This window comes from Mesorhizobium sp. B2-4-6, assembly GCF_006442775.1.
GTDB lineage: Bacteria > Pseudomonadota > Alphaproteobacteria > Rhizobiales > Rhizobiaceae > Mesorhizobium.
Window position 1 is genome coordinate 333,765 of the sequence record NZ_VFVI01000004.1, and the last position, 20,086, is coordinate 353,850.

Here is a 20,086-nt window from a genome sequence, read left to right on the forward strand (position 1 = left end):
GGCAGCGCCTGCCTCTTGCCTGCATGGACGCATTGTCCTATCGATTTGTCATACAAATACGGAGACCACCATGGCAGGCGCCCCCACCAGGAAGAAGAAATTTCGCTCGCAGGAGTGGTTCGACAATCCCGACAATCCGGGCATGACGGCGCTCTATCTCGAGCGTTACCTCAATTACGGCCTGACGCGCGCCGAGCTGATGTCGGGCAAGCCGCTCATCGGCATCGCGCAGACCGGTTCCGATCTTTCGCCCTGCAATCGGCATCACCTCGAGCTTGCCAAGCGCGTGCGCGAAGGCATCGTCTCGATGGGCGGCATCCCGTTCGAATTCCCGTGCCATCCGATCCAGGAGACCGGCAAGCGCCCCACCGCCGCGCTCGACCGTAACCTCGCCTATCTCAGCCTCGTCGAGGTGCTTTACGGCTATCCGCTTGATGGCGTCGTGCTCACCATCGGCTGCGACAAGACCACGCCTGCGCTTCTTATGGCTGCAGCGACAGTCAACATTCCGGCAATCGCGCTGTCGGTCGGCCCGATGCTCAACGGCTGGCACAAAGGCAAGCGCACCGGCTCCGGCACCATCGTCTGGGAATCGCGCCAGCGCCTGTCGGCCGGCGAGATCGACTATGACGAGTTCATGGACATCGTCGCCTCCTCGGCGCCCTCGACCGGCTATTGCAACACCATGGGCACCGCCACCACCATGAATTCGCTGGCCGAGGCGCTCGGCATGCAACTGCCGGGCTCCGCTGCCATTCCCGCGCCCTATCGCGAGCGCGGCCAGATCGCCTACGAGACCGGCAAGCGCATCGTCGACATGGTGCATGAGGACCTGAAGCCGTCCGACATCATGACGCGCGAGGCCTTCGAGAACGCCATTGTCGTCAACTCGGCCATCGGCGGCTCCACCAACGCGCCGATCCACCTCAACGCGATTGCCCGCCATCTCGGCGTGCCGCTCGACAATGACGACTGGCAGAAGATCGGCCTCGACATCCCGCTGCTGGTCAACCTGCAGCCGACGGGCGAGTATCTCGGCGAGGATTATCACCATGCCGGCGGCGTGCCGGCGGTCGTCGCCGAACTGATGAAGGGCGGCCTGCTGCCGCATCCCGGTGCGATAACCGCCAATGGCAAGAGCGTGGGCGACAATTGCAAGGAGGCCGTCAACGAGAACCACGATGTCATCCGCAGCGCCGACAAGCCGCTCAAGGCCAATGCCGGCTTCATCAATCTCAAGGGCAATCTGTTCGATTCCGCCATCATGAAGACCAGCGGCATCTCGCCGGAATTCCGCCAGCGCTACCTCTCCAACCCGAACGACCCGGAGGCTTTCGAGGGCAACGCCATGGTCTTCGACGGGCCGGAAGATTACCACGCCCGCATCGACGATCCGGCCCAGGGCATCGACGAGCACACCATCCTGTTCATGCGCGGCGCCGGTCCGGTCGGCTATCCGGGCGGCGCCGAGGTGGTCAACATGCAGCCGCCGGCCTACCTCATCAAGAAGGGCATCCATGCCCTTGCCTGCATCGGCGACGGCCGCCAGTCCGGCACGTCAGGCTCGCCGTCGATCCTCAACGCCTCACCGGAAGCCGCCATAGGCGGCGGCCTTGCGCTGCTCAAGACCGGCGACCGCGTCCGCATCGATCTGAAGAAGGGCACGGCCAATATCCTCGTCAGCGACGAGGAGATCGCCAAGCGGCGCACCGCGCTGCAGGCCGATGGCGGCTATCACTATCCCAAGCACCAGACGCCGTGGCAGGAGATCCAGCGCGGCATGGTCGACCAGTTCTCGGCCGGAATGGTGCTGAAGCCGGCGGTGAAGTACCAGGACGTCGCCCATACCAGCGGCGTGCCGCGCGACAATCACTAATCGCGCAGGAAGCGAAATAAAGGACGGCTTGCCAACCAGCAGGCCGTCCTTTTTCGTGCCCTTGTTTCGGCCGCGCTCAGCGCACAGATAAGGTCGATCTCGGCGGGCCGCGAAGGGCAGAGAAGACCATGGCGAAACGGCGTTCTTCCCTCGGCTTCCTCGGCATGTTCGGCCGCTCCGGCGATTTGCGCCAGCTCGACGACGCCTTGCGCGCGGCCGACTTGCATCCGGCCTTGGTGCCGGAAGGCGTCAAGCTCACCATCGTCAATCTGATGAACGACCGCTGGCCGGACGAGCCGCCGCCGGGCGCCTATCAATCCGTGGCGCAGCTCTGCGGCTATTGCGTCGCCGGGCCGCAGGTGTTCGGGCAGGCCAACGGCCGCGAGCCGACATTGGAGGTTGAGCGCCGCATCGAAGCGGCGCTTGAGGCCGGCGACAGTCTCGACGCGCAGATCGTGCTGATGACGCTGCACGCCAAGCTGATCAACGCCGAGGTGGTCGAGCGCTATGGGCTGAGCGCGGAATGATCCGACGAACAGGATGCGTTGAGATTTCGGTCAGGCCGGCCTGACCGGAATATCAAGGCGTCCTAGCCGCCCATCTTGTTGCGCGGCAGCTTGATCATCTCGCCGAAGCGCGCGCGCAATTTGTCGTCGAGCAGGCGCGAGACGTGGCGCGGGAAACGCTCGGCAAGCACGCGCTTCTTCTCCGCGATCGCCCGCGACAGGATGTCGGGCCGGCCCTTTTCGTTCCATTCCTTGGGCGAGAAACGGTCGCCGACGGCGGGATAGAAATACTCGGTCTGCATCAGCTTCAGCGTCTGATCGTTGCCGAGATAGTGTCCGGGACCCTTCATGCAGACGTCAGCGATGGTGTCGATCGACAGCGCGTCGTCGGTCACTTCGATGCCGCGCACGCAGCGCAGGCAATGTCCGAGCATGTCGTTGTCGATGATCAGGCTTTCGAGGCAGAAGCCAAGCAGCGAGGCATGCATGCCGGCTGACTCATAGACGAGATTGAGGCCGGCAAGACCGGCCATCACGTCGGTGATGCCCTTTTCATAGCCAGACTGGATGTCGGGCAGTTTCGAATCCGTCATGCCGGCGGCCGAACCACCCGGCAGGTCGTAATACTGCGCCATCTGGGCGCAGGCCGCGGTCAGCACCGCTTGCTCGGCCGAGCCGCCGGACATGGCGCCGGTCCTGAGGTCGGAAACGAACGGCCAGGTGCCGAAGATCGCCGGATGTCCAGGCTTGATGGCATTGACATAGACCAGGCCCATCAGCACTTCCGCCACCGCCTGCACGACGGCGCCGGCAATCGCCGCCGGCGCGGTGGCGCCGGCCTGGCCGGCCGACAGAAGCAGGATCGGAATGCCGCCTTCGACGCAGGCCTCCAGCACGCCGCAGGCGTCCTCGGCGAACTTCATCGGCGGCACGACGAAGCAGTTCGAGTTCGACACGAACGGCCGCGCCCGGAAATTCTCCTCGCCGCCGGCGATCGCATAGAGCATTTCCAGCGCCGGCTTGACGTTCTCACGCACGGTGAACGAGGTGCCGACGTGCTTCGACGTCCCCATCACGCAGGCATAGAGCGTGTTGAAATCCATATCGAGCGGGTCGGGAATGTCGCGCGGCACCATCGTACGCTGGAAGAAATGGATGTTGTCCAGTCCGTCGACGAGACGGGCGGCGTCGTAAAGATCCTGCAGCAGCGATTCGCGGTATTCGCGCTTCTCGACGTCGACCAGATGCACCGCCGCGCCCGCCGTGCCGTAATGCACGCGTTTGCCCTGGATCAGCATGTCGTGCTTCGGATCCTGGCCGTAGAGTGTGAAGTTGCGCGCGGCCTTCTTGATCGTGTCCAGCACTAGCGCGCGCGGCAGCCGGATGCGGCCGTCGTCGCCATAGGTGCCGCCGACCCGGGTCAGCGCTTCGATGCAAGACGGGATGGCGTTGGCGAAGCCGACCGTCTCCAGGAGCGTCAGCACCGCTTCGTGGATGCGTTCCCGGTCGTTCTGGCTCAATGGCCCGTAGCTGCCACCTTCAAGTCCCGCCCGCACCGGCCGGATGTCGTCGGCTAAAGGCGCCGCGCGCATCGCGCGGCGCGCTTCGCGCCCACCGGAACGCCGCGAACGCTGGTCCGACGACGCTTCCTGCTTCTCAAGAGCCATTGACATGGAAGCACTCCACCTTCTGTCTTTATCTGCGAGGCGGGCGCGGCGGTTGGTCCACCATCGGCCTGCATCGTCCCCTTCTGGCTCCGACTATGCCGCCGGCATTGGTACAGACTATGGGCCAAGCAATCCCGTCGAATATGCCAGAATTCTAAAGCGATAAGGGTATGCTCAAACAAAAAGAGCCGGTGCGGCGCCGGCTCTTTTTGTGGAAGTCTGGCGGTCAGGCGGCTGCGGGCCTGCGACCGGCGGCGGTGGCGAGTTCGCGGATGCCCGGCTCGATATGCTGCAGCGAGATCGAGGAGATGCCCAAGCGCATGAAACGAGAAGGCTTTTCGCTGCGGTCGAAGAACCGGTCGCCGGGTTCGATGATGACGCTGCGCGAAGCGGCGGCTTCGGCCAGGCCACGCGAATCGGTACCGCGCGGCCCTTCCAGCCAGAGCGATGTGCCGCCGGCCGAGTCGGTCGAACGCCATTCTGGCAGGAAAGCGGAAATCGCATGGACCAGACGCTTGCGCCGTTCGTCGAAGGCGGTGGAAAGCCTGCGCACCAGCGCCTCGTGATGGCCGAGCGACAGGAACAGCGCAACAGCGCGCTGGTTGTTCGCCGGCGGGTGCCTGAGCATGAAGCGGCGCAGCGCGCGAAGCTCGGCGATCAGCCCGGCCGAGGCCACGATGTAGCCAAGCCTGAGACCCGGAGCCAGCGTCTTCGACATCGAGCCGACATAGATGACGCGGCCCGAGCGATCGAGGCTCTTCAGCGCCTGCTGCGGCGCCTCGTCGAGCAACTGGCTGTCATAGCCGTCCTCGATGATGATCTGGTTGTTGCGGTTGGCGCGCGCCAGAAGATCCTGCCGCCGCTCCGCCGACAATGGCACCATGGTCGGGCAGTGGTGGCTGGGCGTGACGAAGACGAAGCCGGAATCGCTGGGGATCGACGAGGTCACGATGCCCGACTGGTCGACCGGGACCGGCTGGATATCGGCGCCGGCCAGCCGGAAGATCGAGCGGGCATCGGGGTAGCCGGGGTCTTCCATCGCCACTTTCGAGCCCTTGGTCATCAAGAGCGTGGCCAACATATAGAGCGCGTTCTGCGCGCCCAGCGTCACGATGATCTCGTCCGGATTGGCGAAGATGCCGCGCCGCGGCAGAAGCCTGGCCTGGATCTGCTCGATCAGCAGCGGATCGTCGCGGTCCACCATGTCGGATGCCCAGTTGCGGATCTCGAGCACCGCCAGCGCCATGCGGTTGCACTCGCGCCATTCGGCGGTCGGAAACAGCGCCGGATCGAACTGGCCGTAGACGAACGGATAGGAGGACTTGATCCAGTTGTCGTGCTTGGCCGGCGGCGGCATGTCGCTGGCTGCGATCTGCCGGCGCGCCTTCCAGTCGATCTCGTTCTGCTGGTCCGGCGCCTTCTGGTGCGGTTTGGCGGGAGTGGCCAGCACGTCCGGATTGACGAAATGGCCGCGCCGTTCGCGCGCCACCAGGAAGCCCTGGTCGACCAGTTGCTGGAAAGCCAGCACCACCGTGCCGCGGGCAACCCCAAGTTTTTCCGCGAGAATTCGGCAGGACGGCAGCGGCATCGAGGCGGCGATCTGTCGGTCGAGAATGGCCGCGACGATCGCCTGGCGGATCTGTGCCTGAAGGGTTTGGCCGGATTCAGCCGAAATCCGGAACAGGCCGGACCATATGGCCGTGTCATTGCGCTGTGGCATGGGAAATCTTCCTCGGATGGCCAGCTGTTTTCACTTGGCTGGACCAGTGGAGTGTATGGGTGGCATAAGGGGTTGCGCCAATCAATTTTTCTGATCGCTGGGATTTATGCCAGTGATCTATCAAGCGCGACGCGGAGCGTCGTCGCCACGCGTTAAAGCGCGACGCGCAGCGTCGTCGCGGCACCACCCCAGGCGCGATGCGCAGCATCGTCGCCTCGCGATGCGCAGCATCGTCGCGGCGAAATTCCCGCCTCCTCACCGTCCAATATCACCTGTCATCAAAGCGTGACGAGGTGCGTCATCGCCACCGCTTGAATGAAATGGAAATCGGCTCGATAGAATGACGCGCCGACACGCGCCGGAAACATCCGGCCTGTTAAAATGGTCTAAAAACCCGCCAGGAGCCCGCCAGTGGACCAGTCATCCTTTGACAAGCAACTTGCAGCCTTGCGTGAGCAACGCGCGGCAGCCAAGGGCACCATGCGCGAGGCCTTCGCCGCCGATCCCAAGCGCTTCGAGACATTCTCCGCCACCGATGACGATCTTCTGCTCGATTGGTCGAAATGCGCGGTCGACGCGAATACCATGACGACGCTGGAGAAGCTCGCCGATGCCGCCGATCTCGCGGGACGCCGCGCCGCGATGTTCGAAGGCAAGAAGATCAACATCACCGAGAATCGCGCCGTGCTGCACACCGCGCTGCGCAACCTGACCGGCAAGAGCGTGATCGTCGACGGCCAGGACACCAAGGCCGACGTGATTGCCGTGCTCGATGCCATGGGCGCCTTCGCCGACGCCATCCGCTCGGGCAAGGCCGCCGGCGCCACCGGCAAGAAGATCACCGACATCGTCAACATCGGCATCGGCGGCTCGGACCTTGGCCCGGCGATGGTGACATTGGCACTAGCGCCCTACCATGACGGGCCGCGCGCGCATTACGTCTCCAATGTCGACGGCGCCCATATCCATGACACGCTGAAGGGTCTGTCGGCGGAAACGACTTTGTTCATCGTCGCCTCCAAGACCTTCACCACGGTCGAGACGATGACGAATGCGCAAACGGCGCGCGATTGGGTGCAGAAGGCGCTTGGCAAGGAAGCGGTCGGCAAGCATTTCGCCGCCGTCTCGACCGCGCTCGACCTCGTGGCGAAGTTCGGCATCGAGCAGGACCGCGTCTTCGGCTTCTGGGACTGGGTCGGCGGCCGTTACTCGGTCTGGAGCGCCATCGGCCTGCCGGTGATGATTTCCGTCGGCCCGCGCAATTTCCGCGCTTTCCTCGACGGCGCGCATGAGATGGACGAGCATTTCCGCACCGCGCCGATGCAAAAGAACCTGCCGGTGCTTTTGGGGCTCATCGGCTGGTGGCATCGCGTCGTCTGCAAATATCCGGCCCGTGCCGTCATTCCTTACGACCAGCGCCTGTCGCGCCTGCCGGCCTACCTGCAGCAGCTCGACATGGAATCGAACGGCAAGAGCGTCACGCTGGACGGCACCGCGGTCGCCACGCCGACCGGTCCGCTTGTCTGGGGCGAGCCCGGCACCAACGGCCAGCATGCCTTCTTCCAACTCCTGCATCAGGGCACCGACTTCATCCCGGTCGAGTTCCTCGCCGCCGCCGTCGGTCACGAGCCTGAACTGAAGCACCAGCACGACCTGCTGCTCGCCAACTGCCTGGCGCAGTCGGAAGCCTTCATGAAAGGGCGAACGCTGGAAGAGGCGCGCGCGCAGATGCTGTCCAAGGGCATGAAGCCGGCCGACGTCGATCGCATTGCGCCGCACCGCGTCTTCTCGGGCAATCGCCCCTCGCTGACCATTCTCTATAGAAAGCTCGATCCGCGCACGCTGGGCCGGGTGATCGCGCTTTACGAGCACCGCGTCTTCGTCGAGGGCACGCTCTTCAACATCAATTCCTTCGACCAATGGGGCGTCGAACTCGGCAAGGAACTGGCGACCGGCCTGCTGCCTGTCGTGGAGGGCAGGGAGACTGCCGCAAAACGCGACGCCTCGACCGCCGGACTGGTGGGACATATCCACCAATTGCGTGGCGCGGAGTAAACGGGATTGGCGGACATCAAGGGAATATTGTTCGACAAGGACGGCACGCTTGTCGACTTCAACACAACCTGGCTCGGCGTCGCCGACTTCATGGCGATGGATGCCGCCGAGGGCGACCGCTGGAAAGCGGATAGGTTGCTTGCCGCTGCCGGCTTCGACTTCGTCACGAAGCGCTTCAAGCCCGATTCGATCTTCGCTTCCGGTTCGAACATGGACGTCGTCGAGCTCTGGTTCCCGCGTCTGTCCGAGGAGGACCAGATGCACGCCGTTTCCCGCTTCAACGAGATCACTTCGGTGCAGGGGTCGGCCATGGCGGTCGCGCTGCCGGGCGTCATCGACTCGCTGCGGACATTGCACAAACGATCCTATCGGATGGGCGTTGCCACCAACGATTCGACCAGGGGCGCCGAAAGGACGCTCGCTACGCTGGGCATCGCGCAGCTCTTCGATGCCGCCTTCGGCTATGACGCCGTTGCCAATTCCAAGCCGGCGCCCGACACCGTCGTCGCTTTCTGCGATCTGACCGGGTTGAAACCCGGCGAGATCGCCATGGTCGGCGACAACCGCCATGATCTGGAAATGGCGCGCGCCGGCGGGTGCGGTCTGGCGGTGGGCGTGCTCTCCGGCACCGGCACGCGCGACTCGCTGGCGCCCATGGCCGACGTCGTTCTGGATTCGGTCGCCGACCTGCCGGATTTCCTCGCCGCGCGGGTGAACGTGCCGGCGGACTAAAGCAATTTCAGGAAGAAGTGCGTAGCGGTTTTCCGTCCGGAATTGCGTAAAAACAGAGAGTTGGAGCGGTTTCGCGATTCGGTCTAACGCTGAATCGTTCTAACCGGTTTCCGCCACAAGCGCGAAGACGGCGCTGGGCCTGGGCTCGCTGCTGCCGTTTCCACCGACATCCGGCACCTGATATTCGTCGAGCAGGCAAAGCCGTGGCCTGGGCAGCCAGGCGCGGCCGGGGTCGCCGACCAGCACGTCGATGCCGGCGGCGAAGCAGCGGTCGAGGAACGGCATCATCCGCTGCCCTACATCCCGCGCGTAGAAGACGTCGCCGGCGAGCACGAGATCGACCGCCGGCGGCGGACCGGCTGTGACGTCCTCAGCGCGTATCTGGATGGCGACACCATTGGCTTCCGCGTTGAGGCGGAGCGCCGCGACGCCATTGCGGTCGATCTCCGCCGCGATCACCGCGCGGGCTCCGGCTTTTGCCGCCGCGATGCCGACCAGCCCCGAGCCGGCGCCGAGGTCGAGCACGCGTTTGCCGGCCACGATCGACGGACGGTCGAGGATATAGCGTGCCAGCACGGTGCCGCCGGCCCAGGCATAGGCCCAGTAGGGCGGCTGTGGCTCCGGCCAGCTTTCGTCGCTGTCGTCGTCCGGTTCGAGCAGCCGCCGCAGTCCGCTGCCGGCATGCGCGAGGTAGAGCCTGATCTCCGGCAGCGACGGCACCGGCGCCAGCCGCATGTTCGCCCTGATGAATTCCGCCGGATCGCGCCCCTTTGTCCGCTGTCGCCTTTGGCTGGCCGTGGGATCGCTCAAGCCTGGTCCCGTAACGCCCGCCGCAGGATCTTGCCGACCGGCGTCTTCGGCAGCTCGGTGCGGAATTCGATGAATTTCGGCCGCTTGTAGCCGGTCAGGTTCTCGCGGCAATAAGCCAACAGCGCCTCGACGGTGAGCGCCGGGTCCTTCTTCACCACGAACAATTTTGGCACTTCGCCGGAATGCTCGTCCGGCACGCCGATCGCCGCCACTTCAAGCACGCCGGGGTGATGCGCCACCACCTCTTCCAGTTCGTTGGGATAGACGTTGAAGCCGGAGACCAGGATCATGTCCTTCTTGCGGTCGACGATCTTGGTGTAGCCGCGCTCGTCCATGAAGCCCATGTCGCCGGATTTGAAGAAGCCGTCCTTGGTCATCACCTTGGCGGTCTCGTCGGGCCTGTTCCAGTAGCCGGCCATCACCTGTGGGCCGCGGATGCAGATCTCGCCCACTTCGCCGAGCGGCACGTTGTTGCCGTCGTCGTCGCGGATGGCGATTTCGGTCGAAGGCAGCGGCAGGCCGATCGTGCCGGTGAAGTCGCTGGAGCTGAACTTGTTGGCGGTCGCCACCGGCGAGGTTTCGGACAGACCGTAGCCTTCGCTCACCGGGCATCCCGTCAGCGCCTTCCAGCGCTCGGCGACGCCCTTCTGCACCGCCATGCCGCCGCCCAGCGTCAGGATCAGCGGCTTGAAGTCGAGCTTGCGGAACTCCTCATTGTTGAGCAGCGCGTTGAACAGCGTGTTGAGGCCCGGGAAGATATGCATCGGGTATTTCGCCAGTTCCTTGACGAAGCCCGGAATGTCGCGCGGGTTCGGGATCAGCACGTTCTGCGCGCCCTGCTGCATGCCCATCAGCGCGTTCACCGTCAGCGCGAAGATGTGATAGAGCGGCAGCGCGCAGATGAAGTTGAGATGCGCCGGCTTCGGCTTCACCGTATAGGCGTCCTCCACCCAAAGCGAATTCTGCGCGACGTTCGAAAGCACGTTGCGATGCAGCAGCACAGCGCCCTTCGAGACGCCGGTGGTGCCGCCCGTATATTGCAGGAAGGCGATGTCGTCGCCGGAGACCGTGGGCGGCTTGAAAGCGATGGTCGCGCCGGTCTTGAGCACGGCGTTGAACTTGACATGGCCGGGCAGCGACCATGCCGGAACCATTTTCTTCACCCGCCGCACGACGATGTTGACGATGGCGCCCTTGAGACCGCCCAGCATGTCGCCCATCGCCGCGACGATGACATGCTTGACCGACGTCCTGGCGATCACCGCCTGCAGCGTGCCGGCGAAGTTTTCGAGAATGACGATCGCCTGCGCGCCGGAATCCTTCAACTGGTGTTCCAGTTCGCGCGGCGTGTAGAGCGGATTGACGTTCACCACCGTGTAGCCGGCGCGCAGTATGGCCATCATCGCCACCGGATATTGCAGCACGTTGGGCATCATCAGCGCGACGCGCGCGCCCTTCTCCAGGCCTCTTGCCTGCAGATAGGCGCCGAACGCGGCCGACAGCCGCTCGAGCTCGGCATAGGTGATCGACTTGCCCATGCACACGAAGGCCGGCTGTCCGCTGAATTGCTTGCAGGCGCCGACCAGGAAGTCGCCGATGGACTTGTAGGGCAGGGCGCCGATCTCGGCCGGCATGTTCTTCGGATAGCTTTTCAGCCACGGTTTTGCCGGCAGGCCGGCGGTGAGCTCGGTGATCGCTTTCGGCAGGCCCTTCGCGGCAGGTTTCGCGACGGTCGGCTTCACGGCCGCCGCTTTTGCCGTTGCCGGCTTGTCCGCTTTCGCGGCTGCCGCCTTGGCTTTTGGCGTTGCGGGTTTGGCGGTCGCCTTGGCCTTTGCTTTCGCCGCGGCTGTCGTCTTGGCTGCTTTTGCCACCTGTCTCTCCCTGTCGCCTTCGATCTGGGCGCCCGCTTCCAGGGAAGCGTCCTCCACGCCGGTCGTGGATTTTCCAGGAAATCCCGCCCATGGTCTATGTATTGCCTCTATCGGCAGCCGTGCAAGCCTTGCCCCAGCGGCAGGACGGGGAAAGATTTGCCGTCGAAATCTGATGCCCCGGCGACCTCCCGCATCGTGTCTGCGCGGCCGGCTGACCCCAGGCGGTCGGGCCCCGTAGGCTCATTTCCAAAGGCGGCCGATCAATAAAAAAATGCCGCCGTTAATAATGTCGTGAGGAGAAAAGACTACTCATTTTTGCTGCCTATAGAGCAAAAACTAGATTCTTTTCCTGCTTCCCATGGGGTACGCAAACGAGGTGTTCCAAAGGCGAAGAAACGGTGCTTATATGCGCCCTTCGCGAGCCTGATAGAGGGGCTTGAGAGAACATCAGGGAGTGCTCAATGAAAAAGACAATGACTTTTGCAGCCGCGTTGCTGGCTGCAAGCGTCCTCAGCGGCATGGCCAGTGCTAAGACGCTTGTTTATTGCTCGGAAGCGTCGCCGGCCAATTTCGATCCGGGTACGACGACCGGCGGTAACGACTTCGACGCGTCTTCGCGCACCGTTTATTCGCGACTGGTCGAATTCAAGCACGGTGGCACCGAGATCGAGCCTGGTCTGGCCGACAAATGGGAAATTTCCGACGATGGCCTGGTCTACACCTTCCATCTGCATCCGGGTGTGAAGTTCCAGACCACCGACTATTTCAAGCCGACGCGCGACCTCAACGCCGATGACGTCGTCTTCTCCTTCGATCGCCAGTTCAACAAGGAGAATCCGTGGAACGGCGACAAGTATCTGCCGAACCTCACCTGGGACTATTACACCGGCATGGACATGCCGAAATACGTCGCCAAGTGGGAGAAGGTCGATGACCTCACCGTCAAGCTGACGCTGACCGAGCCGAACGCGCCGATGCTGGCCAATCTCGGCATGGATTTCGCCTCGATCGTGTCGAAGGAATATGCCGACCAACTCCAGAAGGACGGCAAGATGGCCGACTTCTCGACCAAGCCGATCGGCACCGGTCCGTTCCAGTTCGTCGACTACCAGCTGGATTCGGTCATCCGCTATGCGGCCAATCCCGACTATTTCAAGGGCAAGGAAAAGATCGACGATCTCGTCTTCGCCATCACGCCTGACGCGACCGCCCGCATCCAGAAGGTGCTGGCTGGCGAATGCGACATCGCGCCCTATCCGAACCCGGCCGACATCGCCACCATCAAGGCCAACAAGGACGTGACCCTGATGGATCAGGCCGGCCTGAACATCGGCTATATGAGCTACAACACCACGATCCCGCCGCTCGACAAACCGGAAGTGCGTCATGCGCTCAACCAGGCGATCGACCGGGAAGCCCTGATCAAGTCGCTGTTCCAGGACGCCGGCGCCACCCCGGCCGAGAACCTCATTCCGCCGACCATGTGGTCGTGGGACAAGGACGTGAAGACCGACACCTACAATCCGGATGAGGCCAAGAAGGTGCTTGAGGCTGCCGGGCTGAAGGAAATCCAGCTCTGGGCTGCCGACCGCGTTCGTCCCTACAACCCGAACTTCCAGCGCGCGGCCGAGCTGATCCAGGCGGACTGGGCCAAGGTCGGCGTCAAGGCGGACATCGTCAACTATGAGTGGACGAAGTATCGCGAGGAAGGCAAGAAGAAGGACCGTCCGGGCGCCTTCCAGATCGGCTGGACCGGCGACAATGGCGATCCGGACAACTTCTTCGCCACTCTCTTCGCCTGCTCCGCCATCGGCGTGTCGAACTACTCCAGTTGGTGCGACAAGGACTTCGAGGACCTGATCCAGAAGGCCAAGAGGACCAGCGACCAGGCCGAGCGCACCAAGCTCTATGAGCAGGCGCAGGTGATCTTCGCCAAGGAAGCCCCGGCTTTCCTGCTGGCCCACAGCCAGGTCTATTCGGTCGTTCGCAACAACGTCACCGGCTACAAGATGGACCCGCTCGGCATTCACCGCTTCGACGGCGTTGACAAAGCCGAATAAGATTGCGAACGGGGCGGCGTAAACTTTAGCGCCGCCCCATTCCATTCAAGATGCTCCGATATCTTCTCAACAAAATCGCCCTCCTGATCCCGACCCTTGTCGGCATCACCATCTGCGCCTTCGCGTTTGTCCGGCTGCTGCCCGGCGACCCGATCCTCGCCATGGCCGGCGAGCACGGCGTCGCGCCCGCCCGCTATGAAGAGCTCAAGCAGCAGTTCGGCTACAATCTGCCGATCTGGGAGCAGTACGCGCGCTATGTCGGTGAGGTCGCCACCGGCGATTTCGGCGTCTCCATTTCGTCCAAGCGTCCGGTGCTCGAGGAGTTCAAGACACTCTTCCCGGCAACGCTGGAGCTGTCCTTCTTCGCCATGATCTTCGCCATGATCATCGGCATCCCGGCCGGCATCTTTGCCGCCGTCAAACGCGGCTCCTGGTTCGACCAGTCGCTGATGGGCACGGCGCTTGTCGGCTATTCCATGCCGATCTTCTGGTGGGGCCTACTGCTCATCATCTTCTTTTCCGGTTATCTCGGCTGGACGCCGGTCTCGGGCCGCATCGGCCTGCAGTTCTTCTTCAAGCCGATCACCGGCTTCATGACTCTCGACACCTTGCTCTACGGCAAATGGGACGCCTTCCGCTCGGCGCTTAGCCATCTCGTCCTGCCGGCGATCGTGCTCGGCACCATTCCGCTGGCGGTGATCGCGCGCCAGACGCGATCGGCCATGCTGGAAGTGCTGGGCGAAGACTATGTCCGCACCGCGCGCGCCAAGGGCCTTTCGGCGGGCCGCGTCATCGGCGTGCATGCGCTGCGCAACGCGCTCATCCCGGTCGTCACCACCATCGGCCTGCAGGTCGGCACGCTGCTCGCCGGCGCCATCCTCACCGAAACCATCTTTGCCTGGCCGGGCATCGGCAAGTGGATGGTCGATTCCATCTTCAAGCGCGACTATGTCGTCGTGCAGTCGGGTCTGCTGTTGATCGCGCTCATCGTCATGGCGGTGAACCTCATCGTCGATGTGCTTTACGCCGTCATCAACCCACGCATCAGGGCGGCATAAATGAGCCAGACCGAAATCGCCCCGATGGCCGCCGGCAATCCGGATCGTCTCACCGGCCTCAAGACCTTCTGGCACTATTTCTCGGTGAACCGCGGCGCCGTCATCGGCCTGTTCGTCTTTATCCTGTTGGTGCTGGCTGCCCTCTTCGCGCCGCTGCTCGCGCCCTATGCGCCCGACGTGCAGGACAAGACCGCGTTCCTGCGGCCTCCGGCCTGGCAGGATGGTGGCTCGACGCAGTATCTGCTCGGCACCGACCCGGTCGGCCGCGACATCCTCTCGCGCCTGCTTTACGGCGCCCGCTTCTCGCTGCTGATCGGCGCGGTGGTGGTCACGCTGGCGCTCACCGGCGGCATCACGCTCGGCCTGCTTGCTGGCTATTTCCGCGGCTGGGTCGACGTCGCGATCATGCGCGTCATGGACCTGATCCTGGCCTTCCCGTCGCTGCTGCTCGCGCTGGTGTTGGTCACCATCCTCGGCCCCGGCCTGTTCAACGCCATGCTGGCGATCGCGCTCGTCTTGCAGCCGCATTTCGCCCGCCTGGTGCGCGCCGCCGTGATGGCCGAGAAGAGCCGCGAATATGTCGTGGCGGCGAAGGTCGCCGGCGCTGGCCATATCAGGCTGATGCTTGCCACCATCCTGCCCAACTGCCTGGCGCCGCTGATCGTCCAGGGCACGCTGTCCTTCTCCAACGCCATCCTGGAAGCCGCAGCGCTCGGCTTCCTCGGCCTCGGCGCGCAGCCGCCGACGCCGGAGTGGGGAACCATGCTTGCCTCGGCGCGCGAGTTCATCCTGCGCGCCTGGTGGGTGGTGACCTTCCCCGGTCTCGCCATCCTCATTACCGTGCTTGCCATCAACCTGGTCGGCGACGGCCTGCGCGATGCGCTCGATCCCAAGCTCAGGAGGTCGTGATGGCGCTGCTCGACATCCAGAACCTCGTCGTCGAATTCCTGACCGCGTCGGGCCCGTTCCGCGCCGTCGACGGCGTCTCGCTCCATGTCGACGAGCGCGAGGTGCTCGCCATCGTCGGCGAATCCGGCTCCGGCAAGTCGGTGTCGATGCTGGCCGTCATGGGCCTGTTGCCTTGGACCGCCACCGTCACCGCCGACCGTATGACCTTCAACGGCCGCGATATGTTGAAAATGAGCCCTGCCGATCGCCGCAAGATCATCGGCAAGGATATTGCCATGATCTTCCAGGAGCCGATCGCCAGCCTCAATCCCTGCTTCACCGTCGGCTTCCAGATCGAGGAAGTGCTGCGCTTCCACATGGGCATGGACAAGGCCCAGCGCCGGGCGCGCGCCATCGAGCTTTTCAAGCAGGTCGGCATTCCTGAACCGGAGGATCGGCTGAATTCCTTCCCGCACCAGATGTCGGGCGGCCAGTGCCAGCGCGTCATGATCGCCATGGCGATCGCCTGCAACCCGAAGCTCCTGATCGCCGACGAGCCGACCACCGCGCTCGACGTCACCATCCAGAAGCAGATCCTCGACCTGCTGGTCTCGCTGCAGGCCAAATACGGCATGGGCCTGATCATGATCACCCACAATATGGGCGTCGTGGCTGAGACCGCCGACCGCGTCATCGTCCAGTACAAGGGCCGCAAGATGGAAGAGGCCGACGTGCTGTCGCTCTTTGAATCGCCTAAGAGCAACTACACGCGCGCGCTGCTCTCGGCGCTGCCGGAGAACGCCGTCGGCGACCGGCTGCCGACCGTCTCCGACATGCTGTTCGAGCCGGCGCCCCAAGGAGCCGGTACATGACCAAGGTCGTCGAAGGCAAGGACATCAAGCGCGACTACCATGTCGGCGGCGGCCTGTTCCGCGGCGCGCGCACCGTCCATGCGGTCAAGGGCGTGTCCTTTAGCGTCGAGAAGGGCAAGACGCTTGCCATCGTCGGCGAGAGCGGCTGCGGCAAGTCCACGCTTGCCCGCATCATCACGCTGATCGATCCGGCCACCTCCGGAGAACTCTTCATCGACGGCAACAAGGTCGACATCGCCAGGGATGGCTTGTCGAAGGAAATGCGCCGCAAGGTGCAGATCGTCTTTCAGAATCCTTATGGTTCGCTCAACCCGCGCCAGAAGATCGGCGAGGTGCTCGGCGAGCCGCTCTTGATCAACACCGACAAGCCGGCCGAGGAACGGCGCGACCTGGCGATGAAGATGCTGAAGAAGGTCGGCCTCGGACCGGAGCATTACAACCGCTACCCGCACATGTTCTCCGGCGGCCAGCGCCAGCGCATCGCCATTGCCCGCGCGCTGATGCTGAATCCGAGCCTGCTGGTGCTGGACGAGCCGGTCTCGGCGCTCGACCTCTCCGTGCAGGCGCAGGTGCTCAACCTGCTTGCGGACCTGCAGGACGAGTTCAAGCTGACCTACGTCTTCATCAGCCACGATTTATCGGTGGTGCGCTACATCGCCGACGACGTGATGGTGATGTATTTCGGCGAAGCCGTCGAATACGGTCCGCGCGACGAGGTCTTCTCCGACCCCAAGCACGCCTACACCAGGACGCTGTTCGCCGCCACGCCGCGCGCCGACATCGCGAGCATCAAGGCGAGGCTGGCGAAGAAGAAGGCGGCTTAAAGTCAAAACTCAACTGCTCTGAACGACCGAGCGTTACTCGACGACGACTTGCATCTGCCAAGGCGCGGGCGGCTGCTTTGCGCCTTATGCCGGACGCTCAGGCAACCGAAACAAATTCTCGAAAGCTGCCATGCCGCTCCCGGCCCCGATCTAGACATTGAGGGTCCGGCCGGTAAGAGCGCCCGCTGTACTTGGTCGTCAAAGCCGCGTTCGCCGATCTCCTGAAGCACATGCTGAATGCTCTCCGGATTGAGCGGGCTCCGATTGCCGCGACGCTCATAACCCGTCTTTCCGTGCCCGCCCTATACCCTCGAATGGCCGGGGCTCTCGTACCGGCGGCAAGCCGGCGCACTATCCGGCGGACAAGGACGCCAGGGGCGGTCACAGCCCCAGTGCCGCAGCGACCCGTTCTTGGAAATACTGCACTCCCCGCTCATGCCGCCCCGAAAGCGGGCCGGAGCTATAGGCCCCCGCGGCATAGTTGCGATGCGTATCGGCGCAGATGGAGTAGTCCTCGCGTACCACGGCCAGGGTGCCTTGCACAGATTTCGCCCTGCTCTCGGATGCTTCTGCAGAGGTGTCGGCAAAGAAGAAATGGTAGTGCTGGTCTGTGTGATGCGGTGAGGTCGGGTTGATCCGGCTAACGTTCATGCCGCCATCGAAAAGCGACAGCGTCCAGTTCGGCCACATCCAAAGCCATTTGCCGCGATAGAACAGACCGTCTTTCGGCGGTGCGGTCATCCGGACATAACCGGGATGGGCGGTGGTCTGGAAAGCTTCGAAGTCGATGGCAGCGAAGAACGAGGGATGTGTGCCAGGAATGTGGTAGCCTTCGACGAAATTGTCGGTGTAGATCTTCCAGTTCGCCGCAAAGCTGACGGTGGCCTGATCGGTGGCGGCATAGGTCTCCAACGGCTCGTCCGCCAGTTCGGCGGGCAGAGAGCCAAGTTGCTCCAGAAGACTTTCCTTCGGGTCGAGTGCCGCGAAGAGCAGCCCGCGCCACTCGGACAATTGCACCGTCTCCAGCGGCCAGTCCTCGGCGATGATCGCGGGATCCTTGCCATACCACGGGGCCTGCACCAGCCGTCCGGTGTCGGCGAAGGACCATTTGTGATAGGGACAAACGATCAGCCCACATTTGCCCGCGCCATCTGCCAGAAGTTTCGCCCCCCGGTGGCGGCAGACGTTCTTAAATCCGCGCAAGGTCCCGTCTCGGCCCCGGATGGCGAAGATCGGCGTGCCGGCGATGTCGATGGCAAGGTATTGACCGGACGCCGCGACCGAGGCGACAGGCCCCATGAACTGCCAGGTGTGCGCGAAAATGTTGCCTCGTTCCTGCTGCCAGATATCATCGCGGACATAAAGGGAAGGGTCCAGGTTCAGGTATTGCACGGGCGGCGTGTCGACTGGCACGTGGTCGGGCCGCAAGTTGTCTGGCGTCATAGGCTAACCTCGAGTTGCTGCCATCCTGTCGTAAGCGGGGCGACATCGCAAGGGAATGGGATCTGCTGCGCACTTCCCCAGCGGTTTGTTTAATTCGCCGACCTAATTGTCGACCGCGATCATCACGTCGGATGCCTAAACCGCAGCACAGGTTGCAGGCCGACTTCGAGCCCAGTTCGTCTTACCCCTAGTAAACGGCGGGTATCAGAATGATGCGCTTGCGAACTACGGGATGGCGTCGACGGCTGGCCAGGCAGACTTTTCCAGGTCAGACAGATCCGAAGCGGCAGCTTCCGTGTAGCGAGGACCAGAATCGGACTGTCTAGTTCCGGCCCCATTCCCGCCGCTCCGAAACGCATATCTGAAGGACCGTTCTGGCCCGTTCAACCCTCACGACAGCTTGGCGACGATCGCCCGCAGCGCCTCACCGAATTTGTGGATTTCCTCGACGGTGTTGTAATGCACCAGCGAGGCGCGGATGGCGCCGCTGTTCATCGACAGGTTGAGGCGCTTCATCAGCCGCGGCGCGTACATATGGCCGTCGCGGATGCCGATCTGCATCTCGGCCATTTCCTCGACGATCCGCTGCGGTGATAATTTGCCGATGTTGAAGCAGAAGGTCGGCACCCGTTCGTTGAGGCGGGTTTCGTCGGCAACCCCGTAGATGGTGGCATTGCAGCTTTTCAGCACGGCCATCATCTCGCGTGCCAGCATCAACTCATAGTCGCGGATGGCTCCCATGCCGGCGATGATGTTTTCGCGCCGCGAGCGATTGTTGGACGGCGCAAGATTGCGGCCGATCAGCTCCAGATACTGCACGGCCGCATCCATGCCCGAGACATTCTCGTAGATGAAGGTGCCGGCCTCGACCTTGTAGGGCGGCTCGTCGGGGATGAAATCCTCGCGGAACGTCGGCAGCCGCTTCAGCGTTTCGAAGCGGCCCCACAGGAAGCCCATATGCGGCGAGAAATTCTTGTAGCCGGAGCAGACCAGATAGTCGCAGTCCCAGGCCTGCACGTCCATCAGTCCGTGCGGCCCGTAATGCACGCAATCCAGAAACACTTCGGCGCCTGCCGCGTGCGCGATCCTGGCCACCGAGGCGACATCGACGATCGAGCCGATCGAGTGCGCCGTCACCGTGCAGGCGACGAGGCGCGTGCGCTCCGACACCAGCGGCTTGAGGTCGTCGACATGCAGATTGCCGTCCTCGCGCATGCGCCACCATTTGAACTTGGCGCCGGCGGATTCCAGCGCCAGCCATGTGGCGATGTTGGCGTCATGGTCCATGTCGGTGATGACGATCTCGTCGCGTCCCCCAACCGCGTCATTGGAAAGCATCTGGCCGATGCCGAGGCTGACAAGGCGGATGAACGATGTGGCGTTCATGCCGAAGCAGATTTCGGACGGGCTGTAGGCATTGATCAGCAGCGCCACGCTTGTCCGCGCCTCGGCGACCGACTGGTCGACGGTGACGCTGCGGCGATAGCGGCCGCCGCGCTGCACATTGTGCGACACCAGATGGTTGGTCACCGCGTCGAGCACGTTTTGCGGGATCTGCGCGCCGGCGGCATTGTCCATGAAGATGAAGTCGCCGGCACGCTGCAAGGCGGGAAACATGGCGCGGATCTTTTCGACCGGAAACGCGGCGACGTTTGTGTTGTCGGTCTGATGCTTGTTCACGGGGTGTGCTCCTGCGGGGGACTT

Annotated in this window: 15 protein-coding genes; 9 read left to right on the top strand and 6 right to left on the bottom strand. The window is 63.4% G+C overall.

Annotated elements, in window-relative coordinates; all coding sequences use genetic code 11:
* Positions 1–70 precede the first annotated feature (70 nt).
* Positions 71–1,876, top strand: coding sequence for an IlvD/Edd family dehydratase (locus tag FJ957_RS14590; protein WP_140832402.1), 1,806 nt, complete (start codon positions 71–73; stop codon positions 1,874–1,876).
* 128 nt (positions 1,877–2,004) lie between these two features.
* Entirely contained in the window at positions 2,005–2,403 is a 399-nt protein-coding gene (locus FJ957_RS14595) for a hypothetical protein (RefSeq protein WP_140832403.1), read from the top strand.
* 62 nt (positions 2,404–2,465) lie between these two features.
* On the opposite strand, the gene FJ957_RS14600 is transcribed toward FJ957_RS14595, so the two are convergent.
* Positions 2,466–4,055 (bottom strand): trimethylamine methyltransferase family protein, encoded by a 1,590-nt coding sequence (locus tag FJ957_RS14600; RefSeq protein ID WP_140832405.1) that lies wholly within the window; start codon positions 4,053–4,055, stop codon positions 2,466–2,468.
* Positions 4,056–4,275: 220 nt separating this feature from the next.
* Entirely contained in the window at positions 4,276–5,769 is a 1,494-nt protein-coding gene (locus FJ957_RS14605) for a PLP-dependent aminotransferase family protein (RefSeq protein ID WP_140647084.1), read from the bottom strand.
* 411 nt (positions 5,770–6,180) lie between these two features.
* Between FJ957_RS14605 and pgi the strand changes: the two genes are divergently transcribed.
* Together pgi and FJ957_RS14615 are read left to right on the top strand one after the other, a co-directional pair.
* Positions 6,181–7,824, top strand: coding sequence for a glucose-6-phosphate isomerase (gene pgi, locus FJ957_RS14610; RefSeq protein WP_140832407.1), 1,644 nt, complete (start codon positions 6,181–6,183; stop codon positions 7,822–7,824).
* Positions 7,825–7,830: 6 nt separating this feature from the next.
* Positions 7,831–8,556, top strand: a complete 726-nt coding sequence (locus tag FJ957_RS14615) for an HAD family hydrolase (protein WP_140832408.1) — start codon at positions 7,831–7,833, stop codon at positions 8,554–8,556.
* 99 nt (positions 8,557–8,655) lie between these two features.
* On the opposite strand, the gene FJ957_RS14620 is transcribed toward FJ957_RS14615, so the two are convergent.
* Positions 8,656–9,291: a 50S ribosomal protein L11 methyltransferase gene (locus FJ957_RS14620; RefSeq protein ID WP_140832489.1), complete on the bottom strand. Its 636-nt coding sequence runs from the start codon at positions 9,289–9,291 to the stop codon at positions 8,656–8,658.
* 71 nt (positions 9,292–9,362) lie between these two features.
* Entirely contained in the window at positions 9,363–11,237 is a 1,875-nt protein-coding gene (locus tag FJ957_RS14625) for a long-chain fatty acid--CoA ligase (RefSeq protein ID WP_181180570.1), read from the bottom strand.
* Between the two features lie 461 nt (positions 11,238–11,698).
* Between FJ957_RS14625 and FJ957_RS14630 the strand changes: the two genes are divergently transcribed.
* Genes FJ957_RS14630 through FJ957_RS14650 form a run of 5 tightly spaced genes read left to right on the top strand, consistent with a single transcriptional unit; the run spans position 11,699 to position 16,939 of the window.
* The gene (locus FJ957_RS14630; RefSeq protein WP_140832410.1) at positions 11,699–13,297 is read left to right on the top strand and encodes an ABC transporter substrate-binding protein; all 1,599 of its coding nucleotides are present in this window, start codon (positions 11,699–11,701) and stop codon (positions 13,295–13,297) included.
* A 50-nt stretch (positions 13,298–13,347) separates the two neighbouring features.
* On the top strand, positions 13,348–14,355 hold the full coding sequence (locus FJ957_RS14635; protein ID WP_140832412.1) for an ABC transporter permease subunit: 1,008 nt from the start codon (positions 13,348–13,350) through the stop codon (positions 14,353–14,355).
* The gene (locus FJ957_RS14640) at positions 14,356–15,264 is read left to right on the top strand and encodes an ABC transporter permease subunit (protein WP_140832414.1); all 909 of its coding nucleotides are present in this window, start codon (positions 14,356–14,358) and stop codon (positions 15,262–15,264) included.
* On the top strand, positions 15,264–16,115 hold the full coding sequence (locus FJ957_RS14645; protein ID WP_140832415.1) for an ABC transporter ATP-binding protein: 852 nt from the start codon (positions 15,264–15,266) through the stop codon (positions 16,113–16,115). The genes FJ957_RS14640 and FJ957_RS14645 overlap by 1 nt, the downstream gene beginning before the upstream one ends.
* Positions 16,112–16,939 carry a dipeptide ABC transporter ATP-binding protein gene (locus tag FJ957_RS14650; protein WP_140832416.1) on the top strand — a complete coding sequence of 276 codons (828 nt, stop codon included), beginning with the start codon at positions 16,112–16,114 and terminating at the stop codon, positions 16,937–16,939. The genes FJ957_RS14645 and FJ957_RS14650 overlap by 4 nt, the downstream gene beginning before the upstream one ends.
* 381 nt (positions 16,940–17,320) lie before the next feature.
* On the opposite strand, the gene FJ957_RS14655 is transcribed toward FJ957_RS14650, so the two are convergent.
* Positions 17,321–18,382, bottom strand: a complete 1,062-nt coding sequence (locus FJ957_RS14655; protein ID WP_140832418.1) for an aromatic ring-hydroxylating dioxygenase subunit alpha — start codon at positions 18,380–18,382, stop codon at positions 17,321–17,323.
* Positions 18,383–18,772: 390 nt separating this feature from the next.
* Positions 18,773–20,062 (bottom strand): cysteine desulfurase-like protein, encoded by a 1,290-nt coding sequence (locus tag FJ957_RS14660; RefSeq protein WP_140832420.1) that lies wholly within the window; start codon positions 20,060–20,062, stop codon positions 18,773–18,775.
* Between the last annotated feature and the right edge of the window lie 24 nt (positions 20,063–20,086).

What these genes read in the sequence shown, in the direction of transcription:
- FJ957_RS14590 (WP_140832402.1), top strand. Translation starts at nt 71, where the DNA reads ATGGCAGGCGCCCCCACCAGGAAGAAGAAATTTCGCTCGCAGGAGTGG.
- FJ957_RS14595 (WP_140832403.1), top strand. Translation starts at nt 2,005, where the DNA reads ATGGCGAAACGGCGTTCTTCCCTCGGCTTCCTCGGCATGTTCGGCCGC.
- FJ957_RS14600 (WP_140832405.1), bottom strand. Translation starts at nt 4,055, where the DNA reads ATGTCAATGGCTCTTGAGAAGCAGGAAGCGTCGTCGGACCAGCGTTCG.
- FJ957_RS14605 (WP_140647084.1), bottom strand. Translation starts at nt 5,769, where the DNA reads ATGCCACAGCGCAATGACACGGCCATATGGTCCGGCCTGTTCCGGATT.
- FJ957_RS14620 (WP_140832489.1), bottom strand. Translation starts at nt 9,291, where the DNA reads ATGCGGCTGGCGCCGGTGCCGTCGCTGCCGGAGATCAGGCTCTACCTC.
- FJ957_RS14630 (WP_140832410.1), top strand. Translation starts at nt 11,699, where the DNA reads ATGAAAAAGACAATGACTTTTGCAGCCGCGTTGCTGGCTGCAAGCGTC.
- FJ957_RS14635 (WP_140832412.1), top strand. Translation starts at nt 13,348, where the DNA reads ATGCTCCGATATCTTCTCAACAAAATCGCCCTCCTGATCCCGACCCTT.
- FJ957_RS14640 (WP_140832414.1), top strand. Translation starts at nt 14,356, where the DNA reads ATGAGCCAGACCGAAATCGCCCCGATGGCCGCCGGCAATCCGGATCGT.
- FJ957_RS14645 (WP_140832415.1), top strand. Translation starts at nt 15,264, where the DNA reads ATGGCGCTGCTCGACATCCAGAACCTCGTCGTCGAATTCCTGACCGCG.
- FJ957_RS14650 (WP_140832416.1), top strand. Translation starts at nt 16,112, where the DNA reads ATGACCAAGGTCGTCGAAGGCAAGGACATCAAGCGCGACTACCATGTC.
- FJ957_RS14655 (WP_140832418.1), bottom strand. Translation starts at nt 18,382, where the DNA reads ATGACGCCAGACAACTTGCGGCCCGACCACGTGCCAGTCGACACGCCG.